The 18,088-nt window shown below is 38.3% G+C and carries 13 protein-coding genes; 6 read left to right on the top strand and 7 right to left on the bottom strand.

The features are described 5' to 3' along the window. Nucleotides 1-127 precede the first annotated feature (127 nt). The gene (locus N477_RS17585) at nucleotides 128-1,330 is read left to right on the top strand and encodes an EAL domain-containing protein (RefSeq protein ID WP_081216311.1); all 1,203 of its coding nucleotides are present in this window, start codon (nucleotides 128-130) and stop codon (nucleotides 1,328-1,330) included. 4 nt (nucleotides 1,331-1,334) lie between these two features. Continuing rightward, nucleotides 1,335-2,402, top strand: coding sequence for a response regulator (locus tag N477_RS17580; protein WP_063360075.1), 1,068 nt, complete (start codon nucleotides 1,335-1,337; stop codon nucleotides 2,400-2,402). 129 nt (nucleotides 2,403-2,531) lie between these two features. Here the strand turns inward: N477_RS17580 and N477_RS17575 are convergent, their stop codons facing one another. Beyond that, nucleotides 2,532-3,500, bottom strand: a complete 969-nt coding sequence (locus N477_RS17575; protein ID WP_196760652.1) for a CHASE3 domain-containing protein — start codon at nucleotides 3,498-3,500, stop codon at nucleotides 2,532-2,534. 168 nt (nucleotides 3,501-3,668) lie between these two features. Next, nucleotides 3,669-4,367 (bottom strand): response regulator transcription factor, encoded by a 699-nt coding sequence (locus N477_RS17570; RefSeq protein ID WP_063360077.1) that lies wholly within the window; start codon nucleotides 4,365-4,367, stop codon nucleotides 3,669-3,671. A 115-nt stretch (nucleotides 4,368-4,482) separates the two neighbouring features. On the opposite strand from N477_RS17570, the gene N477_RS17565 reads away from it, so the two are divergent. Then, on the top strand, nucleotides 4,483-5,619 hold the full coding sequence (locus tag N477_RS17565; RefSeq protein ID WP_063360078.1) for a response regulator: 1,137 nt from the start codon (nucleotides 4,483-4,485) through the stop codon (nucleotides 5,617-5,619). Between the two features lie 126 nt (nucleotides 5,620-5,745). Next, the gene (locus N477_RS17560) at nucleotides 5,746-9,114 is read left to right on the top strand and encodes a PAS domain S-box protein (protein ID WP_063360079.1); all 3,369 of its coding nucleotides are present in this window, start codon (nucleotides 5,746-5,748) and stop codon (nucleotides 9,112-9,114) included. Nucleotides 9,115-9,173: 59 nt separating this feature from the next. On the opposite strand, the gene N477_RS17555 is transcribed toward N477_RS17560, so the two are convergent. Beyond that, on the bottom strand, nucleotides 9,174-11,171 hold the full coding sequence (locus N477_RS17555; protein WP_063360080.1) for a S8 family serine peptidase: 1,998 nt from the start codon (nucleotides 11,169-11,171) through the stop codon (nucleotides 9,174-9,176). Between the two features lie 501 nt (nucleotides 11,172-11,672). On the opposite strand from N477_RS17555, the gene azu reads away from it, so the two are divergent. Beyond that, on the top strand, nucleotides 11,673-12,122 hold the full coding sequence (gene azu, locus N477_RS17550) for an azurin (RefSeq protein WP_063360081.1): 450 nt from the start codon (nucleotides 11,673-11,675) through the stop codon (nucleotides 12,120-12,122). Nucleotides 12,123-12,365: 243 nt separating this feature from the next. Then, the gene (locus tag N477_RS17545; protein ID WP_081216314.1) at nucleotides 12,366-14,309 is read left to right on the top strand and encodes a S41 family peptidase; all 1,944 of its coding nucleotides are present in this window, start codon (nucleotides 12,366-12,368) and stop codon (nucleotides 14,307-14,309) included. 849 nt (nucleotides 14,310-15,158) lie between these two features. On the opposite strand, the gene N477_RS17535 is transcribed toward N477_RS17545, so the two are convergent. The 4 genes from N477_RS17535 to N477_RS17520 form a co-directional block, all read right to left on the bottom strand. Next, entirely contained in the window at nucleotides 15,159-15,452 is a 294-nt protein-coding gene (locus tag N477_RS17535) for a hypothetical protein (RefSeq protein WP_063360084.1), read from the bottom strand. Nucleotides 15,453-15,979: 527 nt separating this feature from the next. Beyond that, complete coding sequence (locus N477_RS17530) at nucleotides 15,980-16,411, bottom strand: acyl-CoA thioesterase (RefSeq protein ID WP_063360085.1); 432 nt, start codon at nucleotides 16,409-16,411, stop codon at nucleotides 15,980-15,982. After that, on the bottom strand, nucleotides 16,411-17,229 hold the full coding sequence (locus tag N477_RS17525; protein ID WP_063360086.1) for a M23 family metallopeptidase: 819 nt from the start codon (nucleotides 17,227-17,229) through the stop codon (nucleotides 16,411-16,413). Before N477_RS17525 ends, N477_RS17530 begins: the two co-directional genes overlap by 1 nt. Next, nucleotides 17,222-18,076 (bottom strand): 6-carboxytetrahydropterin synthase, encoded by an 855-nt coding sequence (locus N477_RS17520; RefSeq protein ID WP_063360087.1) that lies wholly within the window; start codon nucleotides 18,074-18,076, stop codon nucleotides 17,222-17,224. The genes N477_RS17525 and N477_RS17520 overlap by 8 nt, the downstream gene beginning before the upstream one ends. Nucleotides 18,077-18,088: the final 12 nt, after the last annotated feature.

Genomic DNA, 18,088 nt, shown 5'->3' with positions numbered 1-18,088 from the left:
GTTATGGTTTTTTCTCCATGCTTTTGGAAAGTTATCACCATTTGACCTACGATTATTAGACACAAGCATTGCCATATAAACTCTACTCAATTTAGAGTCATCATTGTAAATATAAGGCTTGGTACCATTGACACTAAAAAAACAATATGAAGCACTTAACGTGCTTGTAATAGACGATGATGACTTCATTCATGACATGCTCACCCATGAATTTAATCAGCTCGGAGTCGAAAATATCCAAGTCGAAATAAGTGGAGTTAATGCCCTGAAACGTATCAAAAATGGTGAGTGTTTTGACCTGATAATTATAGATTTAATCATGCCTGATATGGATGGCGTTGAAGTGCTTCGACACTTGTCAGAGTATAGTTTCAAAGGCGCTGTTATACTGTTAAGTGGCCAAGACCAACGCATACTAGACACCACAGCTGCGCTTGCTGGTGCGCAACATATTAGAGTTTTAGGTGCCATTCCTAAACCGATCACCATTGAGGTTTTAACCCAAAAGCTAAATAGGCTTTTTGAGGAGAAAGTACCAGTATTCAACCCAATTACCAAGGATATTTGCCTTGAAGAGCTCAAAGAGGCCATAGCCCACGATGAAATTATCCCTTTTTATCAACCACAACTCGACTTTTCAACCGGGCAACTAAAATCGATAGAAGTACTCGCTAGATGGGCACATCCTAGAAGAGGAATAATTGGCCCCGCATCATTTATTACAATGGCTGAAGAGACTGGTATGATTGATGCGATCACACGAAGTATTTTTCGGCAAGCTCTAAAGCAATTTAAAGAGCTTTCTAATATCTATGGTGATAAATTAAACTTGTCCATAAACCTCTCCACGGATAGCTTGTGTGCCATTGATTTGCCTGAGCAAATTGAAGACCTCGCAAACATCCATGGTATTCCTTGTAACAACATTACTTTAGAGTTAACAGAAAGTCGACTCATACAAAATCTAGTTTCTACCCTTGATGTACTTTTACGACTGAGGTTAAAAGGCTTCGGTTTAAGTATTGACGACTTTGGCACGGGGTATTCGAGTCTAGAGCAACTAAAAAAAATACCGTTTACAGAGTTAAAGATAGACCGTCAATTTATCTCTGATGCGACCAATAACAAAACAAGTAAAGCCATTATTGAATCAAGTGTGAGTCTTGCAAAAACGCTGAGTATGCATATTGTCGCTGAAGGTGTTGAAACGCAAGCTGATTGGGATCTTGCGAGAGACCTAAAATGTGACCTCGCTCAAGGTTACTTTATATCAAAGCCACTCCCTTTTAAAGATTTCGTCCATTGGCTAAACAACCAACTAACACGGTAATTATATGAATAAAATATTAATCGTCGATGACGACGACTTCGCTTTAGAATATCAAATCAATACGCTTTCTGGGCACTATGAAATCGAAACCGCAAGCAGCGGAGAGGCAGCACTTGAGCGTGTCAACATATTCCAGCCTGATTTGGTCATTATGGATATACAGATGCCAGGAATAAGTGGCTATGAAGCGACCTACTCAATACGTCAAGCTGGTCACCAAATACCTATTCTGTTCTTATCCAACCTATGCTCGATTGAAGAAAGGCTTAAAGCGTACGACTCTGGCGGCAATGATTTTATTGCCAAACCTGCCGAGCCGACTGAACTCATTAAAAAGATCAATACACTACTTTCTTATGCACAACAAACAAGCAGTGATGCAGATGAAATTACCATTCAGGCTTTATCAGACATCGCATCTTTAGGCACGATCATTCAGTTTTATAAACAAACTCAACAATGTCGAACATTCAGCCAGCTTGCAAATGCTATTTTTCAAACCACTCGTTCATTTGGGTTGCGTACATCTCTCACCTTTAGAGTCAATCGTGAAGAGGTAGTATTTTTTGACAATAAAATACTCAACAACATTGATGTCAGTCTGCTCAGTTCACTAAAAAGCGCCAAACGTATTATGGAATTTGGTAGTAATCGCGCAGCATTTAATTGGCAATACTGTAGTTTACTGGTTAAAAATATGCCGAGTAATCATAGTAAAAGCGGCGTTATGAAAGATTATTTGGCTTACCTTATGGATGGGATAGAAAGCTGTATTATCAGAATAATGACAGAAATAAGCTTAAATAATGCACTGACTAATTACAAAGATAAGAATGCAGCCATCAAATCTGGTGTAGTTAATATTATTGATAACCTTGAATCAGAACTCAATCAGGTCTTCGCAACTTTTGAGTTAGGCCATGAGCTTTCACAGCAAACAGAAACACAACTGCTCGCTTTAATTGAGCGCGCTCAGAAAAATGCAGATTCTTTGATGGAAACAAGCTATGAAATAGAGTCTGAATTGCAAGATATACTTGAGCATATCAATGATGCTGCTCGCGATGTTTAAAATACAATTAATTGAATAGCTTGGGTTTTGTCTGGTAATTTGAAAATACCAGATTACTATCTGGTCAGCGAAAAAATAATCTTTATTACGTTAACTAACCAGCTCGCAAAACCCATAACGTGTATTGCATTAAATTTTATCACTTTGATTTATATTGTTTTTTAAATAAAGTTCTAACTCCTTATTAGAATCTCTTTCGGAAATGGTGAGCTTTAGAATATGATCAATATCTTCATGGCTGAAGGCCCCCTGCTTATCTCGAAAATACTGCTGTAGCATTGAAGATAACTTTGCCGTAAAATGCTCATTTGAACTGCAAAGTGCCAAAGCACGTTGTGTAACAGACTTCAACTGCTCAGCCATTTCCTGCTCGTTTTGCTTTAATTGAATAATTGCCTTTTCACTTTCTGAGCAACGACTTTTGATCCCCTGTGCCAGTTCACTCACTTCGATACAGTTATTATCTTTTGCTATTTCAAATTTTTCAGACTCTGGATAATTTTTAATATACAATCCAAGTACTCTTAGTGGCTTAAGCACTTTATCTCGAATAGAATAGATTAGCCAGACTATCAATATAATGTACACGCACTCCAAAATAATGACCGAAGTGGAATGCAAACTTTTTGCTTCGATGTAATCTCTTGAGCGTTTATTTAGTAGGTACCGCTCCTCTTGCTCAAATGCCAATAAAACCAACTCAATCTCTTCCATTAAATGCCTACCAATATCCGTTTTCACCAACTTTTTTGCTTCATCCATAGCGCCTTTTTTAGCAAACTGGATTGTCTGCTCCAACTCTGAAAACTTTTGGTTTAGGATATCATACAGTTCAGTTAACCTTTTCTGCTGTGTCGGGTTATCTTTGGTTTTTATTTTTAGCGCCTCATAGGTATTCAAGCTCAGGTTAATACCTTGCTTATACGGTACTAAATACTCTCGGTCTTCAGTTAACAAGTAACCTCTTTGCCCAGTTTCAGCTCTTTTAACTTGAACTTTCAGTTGGCTAACTAAATCTAGCACTTCATAGGTGTGGATTAACCAAAATTCATGCTCATTCTTATTTGAATAACTACTTGTAATAATTAATAGATTCACAGTACCAGCAAAAATGCTAAAACTGATAAAGATAATAAGTATACGTTTTAGGCTGTAATTCAAAAGGATACCCTTTTTGCTGTCACACATTCAAAGAGTGTAGACACGATCAGGCAAAAGGACATTAATTAAAGTGGTTTTGCAAAAAATTAGTAGAGCTCTACCAATTCAGCATAACCCGGACTTGGTAATAGCACGGTAACCTAGGCCTTTTTTCGTTTGGATAACCTGAGGTTTTTTTGGGTTTATTTCAAGTTTTTTTCGTAGCCTGCAAATAATGGTGTCAACTGCACGCACCGACTCAGGGCCTTGGTGCAATCTCGTGGCGTCTATTATTTCCTCGCGGGTGTATATACGTGGCGCGTTTTTGGCAAGTAAAAATAACACTGTTTGCTCATGGAGCGTTAACACGACTTCACTGCCACTAGAATCTAACACCACTTGATTATCAAAATCTATCGTTTTATCACCAAGCACAACTTTGCCTGTGCCTGTCGTTTTATTTGGCGTGCTATCAATCAAAAGGTTAATTCTCAACAATAACTCTTTAACTGTATAAGGCTTTGCTAGGTAATCATTCGCACCGAACTCAAGGCCTGCCACTCTGTCATCATCACTTCCACGCCCTGAAGAAACGATTACAGGGGTTAAACTTTGACGATTTTTTAGTTTACGCAGCAATACCAAACCATCTTCATCAGGCAAACCTAAGTCGAGAATGATTAGCGCATACGAATTCCCTTGCAGTTTTTCCCAACATGCTTTTGCAGTCGCTGCCCTATCTACTTTAAAACCAGTTAACTCCAAATAGGCACAAGTAACCTCGGCAAGCTGTTCATCATCTTCAATGAGCAGTAAAGTGCGCATATTCGCTCCCATTACATTTATCAACCCAGACATATCTCAGAAATATTCTAGAAAAAGTATAGACACAAATAAGTACTAGGCTTCATTGTGGTTTGCATAGTAATTGAGGTGTCAAATGCAACTCTCAAAAGGTAAAGTCATGATTGTTGAGGATGATTTGGAGTATTTAGCCCTTTATAAAGAGATTTTAAATACTCAATTCGATGTCTACACATTCACATGCGCACGAGAAGCACTTCTGGCTACTGAAAAGCTAAAACCACAAACCATCATACTTGACTTACATTTGCCCGATATCACTGGCATAGAATTTTGCGAAGAACTGCATAAGAAAAATTTGGAGCAATCCAAGTTCGAAATTATTTTCATTTCTGGTGAAACAGATATATCTCAAAAGCTAAAAGCCTTTGAGATGGGAGCAGCTGACTTTCTCGCAAAGCCCTTTGAAATAGATGAACTCAAACACAAAATTGGCACTAGTATAGGACGCCAATTAAATCGGGAGCAGTTACAAGAATCCATTTATAGTAATAACAAGGCATATAACAAACGTATAAAGCAAGTGTCCCAATGCAATCAAATCATGCATTTTTATAACGATATTACCTTCTGCTCTACTGTACACGGTATCGCCGAGGCTTTTTTCTCTCTTATGTCAAGTTTTGGGTTACAGACGTCTATTTGTTTCAGGTTACCCAAACCAACCTGCCTGCGAGATGATCGTATTCGCACCGCACCTATTGAGGAAGAAATCTTTGAGATATTAAAACATGCAGGTCACATACATGAGTTTTCCAACCGAGTACTTATTAATCAGGACAATGTGTCATTTTTGATTAAACACACGCCAGATAATAGCCAAAACTTTAAGCTGGTAAAGCAAAATGCGTGTGGTTTAGCTGAGGCAATGAACGCAAAAGCACTAGAACTTTGTCAGCAACCTAAAAACGAATCACCAATCTGTACTTTTCCTCAAAAGCTTGAAGCACTTCGTCTCGAAGTCAATGACTATCAAAAGGATACGAGTAGACTCCTGACAATCATGATGTACAAAATCACGGCGAATTTTCAATCATTAAACATAACAGATCAGCAAAACCAATGGCTAACTGAGCTAACCAAACACACGCTATCTCGAATAGATGAAGCAAGTCAAAGGCTTACTTCTTCAGCGGCAAGTTTATCAACCGAAATCCACAAAACAGAATCTTCACAGGTTCGTCCTTTTTCGGAGCCAAAGTCAAAACCTTAGATACACATATTCAGTTATTTAACTACACTTTGTAGACGCAACGTGAGTTTCAATACCATTAGCTCGCTTGAGCCAGTCATAATAAATCAGTATCGAGTGTCTTATTTATTTAATTGAGAACATTGCATGAAGCTTAGAACATTAATCCTCTTGGTTATGCTGTCCTGTACCACTGTTCCTTTAATCATATTTCACCTATTAAACGTCACCAGTGAAAAGCAGTTGCTTCGCAATGAAACTATCGCCAAATTGCAAGATGTTGCTGATATCAATCACAAACGAATAACCAGCTTGCTGGCCAACAAAAAAAATGCTGTCGCACTTATTAAAAGTCGAACTCAACTCAGAAATCTTTTAAAGCAAACATCAAGCAAACCAGAACACCACTTGGTCAAAAAAATTGGTGAAATAATAACTCATGCCATTTCATCTAGTACAAATATATATGGTATTGCAATCTACAACGGCTACAAGGAACTTGTATTTACCTCTAAAGACGACTTACAGTCACTTATCAACACAAGCGATTTAAAAACTGATGGCTCCCTTTATAACGTAAAAATACTTTTTTCTGAAGAGTCTCAATTACTCTTGTTTATCGAACCCATCGAACTAAATGAGCAATTAATTGGTTACATCGAGGTCGCATTCACAAACAATGAGCTTCAAGCCATTGTCAATGACTACACCGGCCTTGGCAAAAGTGGTGAAATTGTACTTGCGTCTCGAGATACAAACGGGGATGCCATATTTCTAACGCCCACACGAAATGACCCATCTGTCGCGCTCTCATTCACTGTGCCTAAAAGTAATTTAGAGATCCCAATCACACACGCTATCAATGGTACAAATGATATTTTTCCTGATTATGTGGATTATAGGGAGATCCCTGTTTTAGCGATTTCACATCACATACCAGAAACAGATTGGGGTATGGTTGTAAAAATAGATAAAACGGAAGCTTTTAAAAGGGTTGAACAATTAAACTTACAGTCAATAGAAATTGTCATAGGCACGCTTTGTTTCGTTTCTCTACTTTCTTTTATTTTAATCAGCTGGCTCACTAAACCTTTTTTTATCATTCATAAAGCATTGGTAACAGCCGCAGATGGCAAGCATTTCAGTATTACTGATAAACATACGATTCATGAAATTCAGGAAGTAATCAAATCCATAAACTTCATGCTCAAGCAGCGCGACCTGACTGAACAGGCATTACAGAGTAATATCGATGAACTAATAAAGCTAAATAATCAATTAGATTCTGAAGCTGAGCGGTTTAAGCGCTGGAAAGAGTCCAACTTTATTGGCATTATTCACTCCGATGCAAAAGGAAATATCCTTGACGCCAATACAACACTATTGGATATGATTGGCTATACAAAAGATGACCTATTAAATGGCCAAATCGACTGGAAAAACCTTACTCCAGATAAATACCTTCCCTTAGATCTTCGTGCCGTCGAAGAAGCCAATGAAAAGGGATACTGGACGCCATTTGAAAAAGTGTATATGCACAAATTAGGTCACGAAGTCCCTATTTTAATTGGTGGCTCTATTTTCAATAAAACCAGTCAAGAGTTCATTGTATTTATAGTAAGCCTAGCTGACAAATATAAGCAAATGAGAGAACTTGAAAGGTACAGAGGCATCGTTGAGAATTCCAATGATATGTTTGCTTTTCTTGACTTAAAGTACACGTTTATAACTGTAAACGAAGCTTATTTAAAGCTACATAACAAAAACCGTGACGAAGTTATAGGTCGTACAGTTTCTGAAATATTAGGTCACCCCTTGTTTGACAAAGTCAAAAGCAAAATAGATAAAGCACTTCAAGGTGAGACAATTTCATTTAAAGAAACTTTATTTGCGAGCACACCGAAAGAGCGCAAACTGCAAGTTTCTTATATTCCCTACCACTCTAATGACGAGGAAATTATCGGCTTTATCTTTAAAGGTGAAGATATAACGGAACTGGAGTCTAAACAAAAATTAATCGAACTAAAAGAAGCAGAACAAAAACGTATCATTGAATCATTATTAGAGGGTATTTTTACCACGGACTCACGTGGCACTATCCTGTCTTTTAACCCAGAAGCTGAAAACATATTTGGCTATAAAGAACATGAAATCGTTGGTCACAGCATAGACGAATTAACAGATGGCGTTGGCCATCACACTGAAAAACTTGCCAACTATATACAATCAGGCTCATCGCAAATCATCAACAACCGTTTGGGTAGAGATGTCAACGCAAAGCATAAAACAGGATACATTTTCCCAATAAGGATCTCAGTTGCTAGTATGCCATTAACCGAATGTGAAGAATTACACTTTATTGCCAACTTTCAAGATATGAGTGAGCATGAGCAACAAGCTAAGCTAATTAATCGCAGTTCCAAACTTGAATCTCTTGGAAATATAGCAGGTGGTGTTGCGCATGATTTCAACAATATATTAGGGATTATTTTAGGCTATACAAACCTCTTAGAAAACTTTAGTAAAGACACCACAACAAGTTTAAAAGCCATTGAAAGAGCATGCTATCGCGGACAAAAGCTAACAGGTAATCTACTCACCTTTGCAAAAAAAACGCCTAGTTCACCTCATTATGTCAATATTAATGAGCTAATCCAGAAAAACAAAAAGCTTCTCGAAGCAGCAATGACCTCCAAAATACAGCTAACCCTAAACCTAGCTGCCAATATCGAACAGGCATATCTAGAGGAGAACCTGTTTGAAGATTTACTATTGAACATATCCATCAATGCCATGCATGCAATGCCAAATGGTGGAGAATTAAGAATATCAACAGAACAAATATTACTTCCTCAAGAGAGAATGCAAGCACTTGAACTGAACACCCCTAATATTATCAAGGTAAGCTTTAAAGACACAGGCATTGGTATTCTTCCAGAAAATATAGATAAAATCTTCGACCCATTTTTTACGACTAAAAAGGAAACAGGTAACGGTTTAGGCCTTTCACAATGCTACGGCTTTGTAAAAGCCTCAAATGGTGCAATTGACGTCGTATCACAGGTTGAGAAAGGTACTGAATTTACAGTATATTTCCCCTCTGTTACCAAGAAACCTACTTCCGTTCCCCCTACTGTTACTGATCAACCCTTAATATTGCCAGAGGCGATTAAAACCTTATTGATAGTCGATGATGAAGAAGATATTCGGTATCTCATTAAATCATTTTTAGAGAGTACACATGTGCAAGTTATAGAAGCATGTGATGCTCAAGAGGGGTTATCTATTTTACAACAACAGAGTGTTGATTTCGTGGTGAGCGATGTCATTATGCCTAACTCTGACGGCATAGAGTTTATTCAATCCGCATTAACGATTCAAAATAACTTACACTATTTGTTTATTTCTGGTTTTATTGATTGCGAAGATACTGAGCATCTAACAACAGATAAAATTCTTTACAAACCTTTTAATAAACAGCAGCTCATTAAAAAAATTCTGGACGTTACCAAATAAAAAAAAGGGCGACATAAGATGTCGCCTTTTTACCTTTTCATCTCAAGGTTTTTAAGGAATTAGTTACACTTACCTAGGTCAGTCCATACTTTCCAGTCGTTACCAACATTAGAATTCTGAGCTGGGTTTGCATCTCTGTTCCACCAGTTGCTGCGATACTTACTGCCTTGGTAAGACACTTCAGCACCTGCAACATACGTTTTAGATGCACTCCACTCAGTTAGACCAACACAGCCTGTATTATCAACGCCATCTGTAACTGTTACAGATTTTGTCACGCTATGTGTAGCACCTGCATCGTCAGTCACTGTAACAGAAACTTGATATGCGCCAGCATTTGCGAATGCGTGTGAAACTCTAGCACCAGTTGTATTAAAACCACCGATATTCCAGTCGTAACTCACGATTTGACCATCTGCATCACGGCTTGAAGTCGCATTAAAATCGCATGCTAATGCACTACAACTGAAAGTGAAGTCTGCTACTGGAGCTTGATTATCAACAGCACCACCACAACCATTTGCAGCGATATAGTCAGATGCAGCTTTCGCCTGTATTAAACCATGACCGTATTCGTCATCACGACCAGCCGTACCTAGATCAATTGCAGTTGCATTCAGTGCATTACGAATATCTACGTTTGTACAGCTTGGATGCTGGCTCCAAACTAACGCTGCAACACCGGCAACATGTGGACTTGCCATTGAAGTGCCCGTCATAAGGCCATAATCAAGAACTGCATTAAGTTCTACTTTAACTGAACTACCAACAGATGTTTTAAGTGCTGTACCTGCTTCTTGTGATAAAGACAGTACTGGAATAGTTAGACCATGGTTTGTATCACCAAGCGTACCACCGAATTCACCTGGCGAGTTGTTGTAGATAATTGCAGCTACACCACCGCCCGCTTGGCAATTAGCAGCCTTATCTTTGAACGATGCACCGCCGCGCTCTATTAAACAGATACTTTGCGTCGCAGCACATGCTGATAAACCTTGACCACAGTCAACGAGATCTGCACTTACAGTGCCTTCTACTGAGTGTGTCATGCCGCCAGCTTTAACTACATCAGTACCCACTGTAATAGCAGCAAGAATGCCAGAACTTCTTGGCACGGTAGATAATACATCAGTACCAGGTGCTGCAATTTCAACTTGCACGTTATATTGTGAAGATGGATTCTTCACTCTGTTTTCGTCAATGTTTGCTACAGAAACGACAGTATCGTAACTCGCTGGATAGCTCATTGTTGCATTGCCATCATTACCCGCAGCAGCGATAAGTAACACGCCTTTGTCATATGCAGCTTGCAAACGCTCTTGGAAATACTGACTTGGACTGCCACCACCTAAACTCATGTTGATAACTTTAGCGCCGTTTTCAACACAGTTATCTACTGCACGAGCAATACGTGATGTAAGGCCTTGTTTACCGTCATTGTCGAATACACGTACATTGTGAATACCAACCTTATCATTTGGTAATACACCTACTACGCCGAAGCCATTATCAATCGCAACGATTGTGCCTGCTACGTGAGTACCATGACCTGAACCATCTTGATACCAAGTTAAACCAGGTAAATCAGTGAAGCCAGTTGCATTTTGCGGCAAATCAGGGTGGCCTAAATCATAACCCGAGTCGATAACACAGACTTTGAACAAGTCAGCGTTAGTGTCCTGTAATAGATTTGCTTGAACTTCTGCAAGTCCATAAGGAGACGCTTCACCTACGAAGTCTTGAGTAAATGGCACATATTCGAAATCTTCTTCGATATAAGCGTATTGTCCTGATGCTTTTAACTTAGCGACTTGCTCAGGTGTCAGCTCCATGGTTACAACAGTACCTGTTGTATCTGCAGATAGAACTTCTGTAGAGGCGCCTGCACTAAAGCTCTCTGCAATATTTGCTCTTGCAAAACGACTTGTCTCAGGTGCAAAGATACTGAGATCGCTTTGCTTTAAGATGTATTGTTTTGTTTCTTGTGCTTGAGCAACCGTTGCAGAAAGCGCTGCAACTGCAAACGCGACTGAAGTTAATTTGAACATTTTTTTCATGTTGATTCCTATATTCTTATTTTTATCCGCATCCAATGCGGTGAATCCCTATTGCGCTAGCAATTATGTACCTAACATGCAAACACCCTACACAAGGAACCCCCAACTTACAACCATTTATTTACAAAAATTCATTTTTTCTTCATTAAAATTAAAAAAGCAATAAATCAAATTATGCAATTGACTGGTTTTTGAGCAGAAATTCTCAATAAGGGCGTATGAAAATTACTTAGCTTTCTAGTAAAACAACCAAAATCAAAAAAAATAACAATATTGGAAACTTTTTTTATACAATCGCGCACAAAACTTTATTCACATTGATTAAACGTAGGTGTTTAAAACTAATTTTTGACTCTAGATTGTTGCTAGTGAGTAAAACAACAAAAAAGACCCAATAAATAACCAAGATCAAACTAAGCCAAACTATTTAAAATAATTCTGATTTACTCCAGAATCAGTTTCTAGGATAATGAGAATAATTTCTATTAAGGAGTAACATCAATGAAAATCATTAAAAAAGTTGTGGTTACCGCGCTTTGTATTTCAGCTTTTCATGCTTCAGCCAATGACTGTGAGTTGACAATTGAATCAAACGATATGATGCAATTCTCAGAAAAAACATTATCAGTGCCAGAAAAATGTGAAGAAGTAAAGTTAACACTGGTTCACACAGGAAAACTAGCAGCAGCGGTTATGGGGCATAACTGGGTATTAACTGAGAAGAAAAATGTTAAAGCTGTTGCTTCTGATGGCATGAGAGCTGGTGTAAAAAATAGTTATGTAAAGCCTGATGATCCAAGAGTTTTTGCATTTACACCAGTGATTGGCGGTGGCGAATCGACGTCAATTACTTTTTCAACTAAAGGCATGAGTAAAAATAAAGAGTATAATTTCTTTTGTTCATTCCCTGGACACTTTGCAATTATGAAAGGCGCTTTCAAAATCATATAAGTTTGATGCCAGGATGACACGCCGTTCATACTGGCTTATCAAATTACCTCCACAATAAAAATCTTTCTTTATAGCCATATAAAATATGCCCTCCTCTGCTCGCAAATCGTTAGGGGTTTTTAAATAATCTCATGCACTCTTTTTAACCGCGACTTTCATAATATAAACAGCCAATAGCAATGTTATTTTTATAAATACATAGCGTTTACATATGTAACCAAAATAACAAGTAAGGATATCTTGATGAAAAAATCATCATTAGCGTATGCATTGGCACTGGTTTTGAGCACCGGCACACTAGCAAATAGTTACGTCCCTCTTTCTGAAGTACGAGATCAAATCAAATCCCCAGAATATACACAACAAGAAAAGCAACGAGTCGTAGAACAAGCGAGGATCTTCCTTGAGGATCTATACGTACATCAATATTCAAAAGATATTTATTATGGTATTTCCCCGGGCGGTCATGTAAATGCGGTATCTGAAATTCATAAGGTCATTGATGAACTTGATACTTTAAGTACTGAGCAAGTACATATACGACTTACTAGAATATTCAAAGCACAAAGAGATTTGCATCTAGTTTACGTTCACCCCCAACCAGTACGTAGCTACACATCATACTTACCTTTTGAATTTGACAAAACATTAGACGTATTTGGCAACTCAGAAGTGAGAGTATCGAATTTACTAGAAAACCTTGTTCCTTATGTTACAGACACTAGGTTGCCAGAAGTTGGCGACAAAGTAATTGCTTATAATGGCAATCCGATCCATCAGGTTGTAGAACAAAATTTATATGTCGGCTTCGGCGCAAATGAAGACGCAGGCTTTGTTAGAGCACTAAGAGCGATCACGCGTAAAAGTCACGCTGTGACTCTTGTCCCAGAACATAATGAAGTGACCATCGAATTCTTATCCAGTCAAACGGGGGAAACATATACAGCAACTATTCCTTGGATAACCAGAGTACCTGCAACCTCTACAAACAGTGTACGCACTGAAAATGCCGGACAGTTATTAGAAGAAAGCACAAACATAGAAGCTGAACAACATCACACAATTAAAGCTGAGCTAGATACTGATTCAGGTACCCCTTTCGCTACAACTCCATCAACAGACCCTGAAGTATCTTGGGCAATTCGCGAAGTAGATGGTAAGCAAGTTGGTTATATCAAGCTAGATAGATTTAGAGTTGTAGATAATGACATAGATACATCTCTCAGACTGATGAGTGAATTATTAACTGAAGAGTTGGCAGGCACAGATGCTCTAGTATTTGACGTTAGAAATAATCCTGGCGGATATATCACGTACGCAGATAGATTGGTGCAATTATTCTCTCCTAAACCTGCAATACCAACAGAGTTGAAGTTTATCAATACTAAACTCAACTATGATATTTTACACAATACTGTTTTTAGCACATTTGGACCACAATGGCAGAAAGTATTGGCTGACGTTGCAGGTACGAACGCACGCTACACTGACACGGCGAGCTACATCACTGTCGCTCAAAACAACGAATTCGGTCAGTCCTACTACAAGCCAATGGGAGTATGGTCAGACGCCAGAACTTATTCTTCGGGTGATGTTTTTACCTGTTCAGTACAAGACAATGGTGTTGCTAAAGTATATGGAGAACACAATCGAACTGGGGCTGGTGGTGCAAATGTTATGAGGCACTCAGTGTTTTCACAATACGTTGGTGCGCCTTATTTTGAACCTTTACCCTACGGACAAGAGATGACGGTGTCTTGGAGACAAATGATCCGTCATGGACACCATAAAAATGCCATCATCGAAGACTTTGGCTGTGTCGCAGACAAGCATGTACCACAAACTCTTGAAAGCCTTAAGGATTCAGGTCTAGGTAACTTTGAAACCATTGCCAGAGATTTACTCAGAGAAGCACCCAATAAATCAACCGTACGCTTTTTACAATCAAGAGTAACCGATCTGGACACAGTTGGCAGAACATTCGCGCTCGAAGTCACTAATACCGAGTTAGTTGAAATTTACCTGAATGATGTAAAAGTTGATGCTATTAATATCAGTGCCTATGGTGATTCAAGTAAAACCATCGAATATACAGTCCCGACTTCATCACAAGAAGGCCAAGTAAGGTTTGTTGGCTTAGATGGCGGCAAAGCACCACTTTGGAATGGAATTCGTTATTTCTATTAATTTAGATGTGGTAGTTATCAGCCTAAAAAAACTAAATTAATTAAAGCCTAAATTTAGATCTCAGCCTCTATCTAGTTAAAAGAAATCTGAGATCTAATTAATGCTTAGCTACTATAAAGCTAATAGAAGCAATCACTAAAAATACCCCCCAATAGATCAACTTATGATCCTGAGAGCAAGAGCATAGCCAACCACTGAAGGAAAATACGCTCAAAGTAACAAATAAAGTGATTTCCTTGGAAGGGTTTTCTAATGCGGTGAACACAAATATAATCGCGGCAAAACCAAACCAACACGCTGTTGAAAAGTGCCACATATTAGTTAGCACTGTTTTTATACAAAGCCACCCAAACAAGCGTTTTGGTTTTAGCCGTCTCAACGCCTTTTCACTCAGTATCAGCTTATAGCCGATCCAGTGATGCAAAGTACCAATGATTAAAATTAAAAAGAAGACAGAACTAGGCATACACTACAACCCAAAAAAACTGCACAAGCCCATTTCTGCTAACACAAACTAAGCTGACATTTATTTACAAAAACGAAATTATATAATGAATGTAAGAAAATTACTGCACATTTTGGAACATTCCAAGAGCGCTTTGAACTACTTAATAAGAAAAAATTCTGAAACCTTGAAAATTACTCAATCGATAAGTTAACTGGAAGCGCTTCTGTGATTTTGGTAGGCAGTAACATTTGCATAGACCTTGAGGCTATACACTCTAGTGTGCACACTAGAGTGTATAGCCTCACAACTAGCAACTTGGTGTTGGAAAAAAATCAGGTACGCCACCTTCGACTCTATTACATTACCTAGCTAATAAATACACGCTCATCTAAATAATTTGGTTAGCCTAGATCACGCATTAATATTTCATATTCTTCGTTGGCATCAGCAATCAAGTGTGACAATTCTCTCGCGTCTCGCTCTTTAAGGACAACTTGCCAACTTGTTGATCCTTCAATGCCTGTAACCACAATATCCGGCCCCGTATGCTCATACTTAATTTTATTGAATTCAGTCGAGTGATGCTCGTGAAGTTCAATAATATCAACGTCTAATTGCCCTGTTGGAAAGACTTCAATATGGGCATGTAACCCTCTTTCGCCCGATAAGCAATATTCTCTATGTACTGTAATCATCACAAGCTCCTTACTGTTTTATGAAAGCCAATGACAAGTGTAGATCAGGATTAACAGATGAGTGTATTCATGTGAGAAGACTTAAACTTTTTTTAAAAAAGATGTATAAAAGCCATGAAAATACTACACATATAATTGAAATAATACTTATAAAAAAATGTTTGAAGCTTCATAAATCAATTAGCAAAACACATTTTGTGCAGCCAAAAAATGCTAGACATTTTCTCTTCCTATCTTACCAATGAATAAATCAGTAAAATTTTTAATATCTTAGCGACAAAAAACCTAGTCTGTTATGCAATTTTGATTATTAAAAAGATTCATAACCAAATCTTAGAACTTAAAAACAATGCCAAATTATCTTTGCTGTAAAAATAGGCAGTTAAATTGGGAATTTAATGAGTAAAACCCCATTCAAAATGATATGACAGAGGCTATATCATAAAACTACCAATGATAGCCAATACGAATAGATGGAAGAGTTGAAGTCTGAGGAAGAATGGGGCTTATCGCCCCAGAATTTTTATTTACTTAAAACCATTAAGCATCTTGTCACACACGACAGGTGTTGGTCTGTGGTTGTCATCTACAGCTACAAATGTAAAATTACCTGAGATTGCTAAATGCTTGTCATCTTTGTGCATCGTTTCTAAGAAAATCTGAACTTCTACTTTTAAACTTGTATTACCAACATGTACAACCTTTGCTACTAACTCAGCAAATGTACCAGCAGGAATTGCCTCTTTAAAATCCACACGGTCAGATGAAATAGTCACAAGTGGCTTACGACAAAAACGTGTCGCGGCTATAAACGCAACTTCATCCATCCAAGCCAGCGCATCACCGCCAAAAAGGGTATTGTGATGGTTAGTTCTCCCAGGGAATACAGTTTTAGTTACTGAGGTTGTTGAATCTTCAATACGCTTCGCGATGGTTGCGTCTTTATGTTGTTCTGTCATTATTTACTGCTTTTGTTTGCTAGTTTATCAATCATAAGTAATTCAGGGTCTAACCTTTCGCCAAACCAGTTAAAACGCCAATCTAAATGCGGCCCTGTTACTCTGCCAGTTGCCCCAATATCACCGATAACATCACCGGTTGAAACCATATCCCCTACTTTGACATGTAGCTTACTCATATGAATATACGTTGATGTTATTCCATAGCCATGATCCAAAATAAGCGTACCACCACTGTAATACAGGTCACTCTCAGCAAGCACTACCTTTCCAGACAGTGGCGCCCAGATAGGCGTGCCAGTTTTATTGGCTATATCCAAACCAAAATGTGGTCTTCTGGGCTCACCGTTAAAATACCGCTGACTGCCATACACACCTGAAATTCGACCTTTAGCAGGGCGATAAACTGGCATATCAAAGAACTCTAGTTTACTGCCCTTTGACCTCGCAGCACCGACTTTCGCAGAGTCGTTGCGAATGCGTTGAAGCACTTCTTTTGGGGGTGATACATACTTTTTTGCGACGCCCGTGATGCGATCAATATCGTAGTCACGACTCGTAATTAAAAAGCTTTTAGTATGTTTTTGATTATTTTTATCTACCCATGTCAAAGAGTGATCAGACTTAGCATCTCGTCCAAATCCAAATACAAACTGACCATCAGACGTAACATCTAACTCTTTACCATTGAAAGAAACTGATTTAATTCCTTCAAGTTGGCCAGTAACCATACCTCCTTGCGTTAGATGTCCCTTCAGTTCAATTGCTTGTGCACTGAATGCAAAGCATGCGCTAAGTGCCAGCAGCAGTTTATGCATACGCAATCGCTCCTTTACCCACACCTTCATAAGCTCTCACTTTAACTTCTTTGTCTGGGTTTGATTTCTTAATTTCATTAGCAAGGTATTCAGCAATACACTCAACTGTTGTATCACATGGCAAAATATCACAACGTGATTTGCTAATACACATTTCAAAATAGCCTTGAGATGACTCATAAGCAAAAGAGTAATCATCTACTTTAGCCGTAATATATTGTAATTGAGCATGCTCAATTAAATCTTCTTGTGTGCCCAAATAAATGTCTTCCCATTTCTGAGACCATTCTTTTTGGAGTCTAGGCATACTGACACCATCAAAGAAAATACCTATTAAAGAACGATGCCCATGAATAATACGCTGACAATTACCATCATGCTTTTTAAGGCCATGGCTGTAATGATAGTAGAAGCTACTTGTCTGCTCAGGACGAAGCGTAATTTCAATATCTTTAACATTATCTGGCATTTGAGGAAGGATCTGCTTCTTTAAGAAAGCAATCACAGACGCCTCATCAATTTTATCACCTTCGACTACACAAACAGCTTCATCAGGTGCGTTCATGGCAAGGTGGTGGCCACTGAATTCATAGTCAAAAGATACGCGACCATCTCGATTTTCAAATTGACAATTCAGTGCAGAAGGAATGGCTAACTTATGATCTATTGTGTTATCAATAATTGCTTTGATTTGTTTTTTTACTTTTGCAAAGTCCAAAACCATTGATTCTTCATTGAGTTGGCCATGTAAAGTCATGTCAACTATCCAACTTTCTCCAACAGCTCCGCGTTTAGCACACAAGTAAGAAAAGTCTATTACCGTCAAGGCATCTACAAAAAGGATCATAAATTTCCATTA

The organism is Pseudoalteromonas luteoviolacea H33-S, from assembly GCF_001625695.1.
Taxonomy (GTDB): domain Bacteria; phylum Pseudomonadota; class Gammaproteobacteria; order Enterobacterales; family Alteromonadaceae; genus Pseudoalteromonas; species Pseudoalteromonas luteoviolacea_B.
The sequence above is the reverse complement of the archived record's forward strand: the minus strand, read 5'-3'. Positions and strand labels throughout refer to the sequence as shown.